Source organism: Streptomyces sp. NPDC046759 (assembly GCF_040645475.1).
Taxonomy (GTDB): Bacteria; Actinomycetota; Actinomycetes; order Streptomycetales; family Streptomycetaceae; genus Streptomyces.
Genome location: NZ_JBEYYJ010000085.1, coordinates 1 through 1,312 on the forward strand (window position 1 = coordinate 1; position 1,312 = coordinate 1,312).

Annotated in this window: 1 protein-coding gene; it reads left to right on the top strand. The window is 68.1% G+C overall.

Translation table 11 applies throughout. The features are described 5' to 3' along the window. The first annotated feature begins 45 nt into the window (after window positions 1-45). Window positions 46-1,272 (top strand): IS30 family transposase, encoded by a 1,227-nt coding sequence (locus tag ABZ919_RS41480; RefSeq protein ID WP_361259511.1) that lies wholly within the window; start codon window positions 46-48, stop codon window positions 1,270-1,272. The last annotated feature ends 40 nt before the right edge of the window (window positions 1,273-1,312 follow it).

Consider the following 1,312-nt stretch of genomic DNA (forward strand, 5'->3'; position numbering starts at 1 on the left):
CTTCCGTTCTAGTGGTCGTCGCAACACCCCAGTTCAGGGGATGCGATGGACTTCGAGATTCGGAAGGTGCGGAGCCCTCAGGGCCGCAAGAAGCTCTCTGCTGAGCGAGCTGCATACTTCCAGCTCGTGAAGCAGGGCGTGAGCAACGAGGACGCGTGCCGGATCGTCGGGGTGAACTCGAAGACCGGCAGGCGCTGGCGCAACGGACGCAGACCGTCCGGCCGGAACAAGGCGGCGCCACCGGTTCTTCCGGTGGCGCCGCCTTCGGCTTCCTCGCAGCGGTGTCTGAGCCAGGACGAGCGGCTCTACATCGCTGACCGGGTACGGGAGAAAGCACCCATCAGGGCCATCGCCGCCGAACTGGGCCGCAGTCCGTCCACCATCAGCCGCGAGATCCGCCGCAACCGCACCATGGGCACCACCGGCCAGTGGCACTACCGGCCCTACGCCGCTCAGGCCCGCGCGGACAGCCGCCGCCCCCGCCCCAAGCCGCGGAAGATCCACCGGATTCCTGAGCTGCGGGACTTCGTCCAGGCTGCTCTGGACCGCCGGTGGAGCCCGGAACAGATATGCCACGCTCTGAAGGCACAGTTTCCCGACCGGCCGGAGATGCATGTGGTCCACGAGACGGTCTACCAGGCTCTCTACGTCCAGGGCCGCGGGGAACTGCGCCGTGAGCTGGCCCGCGCACTGCGCTCAGGGCGCACCCGCCGCAAGCCCCAGCGGCAGACCCGCAGCCGGCAGCCCCGCTTCCGGGACCCCATGGTCATGATCAGCGAACGTCCCGCCGAGGCCGAAGACCGGGCAGTGCCCGGCCACTGGGAAGGCGACCTGATCATCGGCAAGGACGGCGCCTCGGCCATCGGCACCCTCGTCGAACGCGCCACCCGCTACGTAATGCTCCTGCACCTGCCCGACGGCCGTAGCGCCGAGCATGTCCGGGACGCCCTGGTGGACACCGTCCGGACGCTGCCCGGACACCTGGTCCGCTCACTCACCTGGGACCAAGGCGCCGAGATGGCCACCCACAAGACCTTCAGCATCGCCACCGACATCCCGGTCTACTTCTGCGACCCCGCCAGCCCCTGGCAACGCGGCTCGAACGAGAACACCAACGGACTGCTGCGGCAGTACTTCCCCAAAGGCACCGACCTCTCGGTCCACACTCGCAAAGACCTGGAGGCCGTAGCGGCCGAACTCAACGGCCGCCCACGCAAAACGCTCGGCTGGGAAACCCCAGCCGAGCGCCTGCATAAACTGCTCGCGGCCTGATCAACACGACCACGTGTTGCGACGACCCCTAGAAACCGCC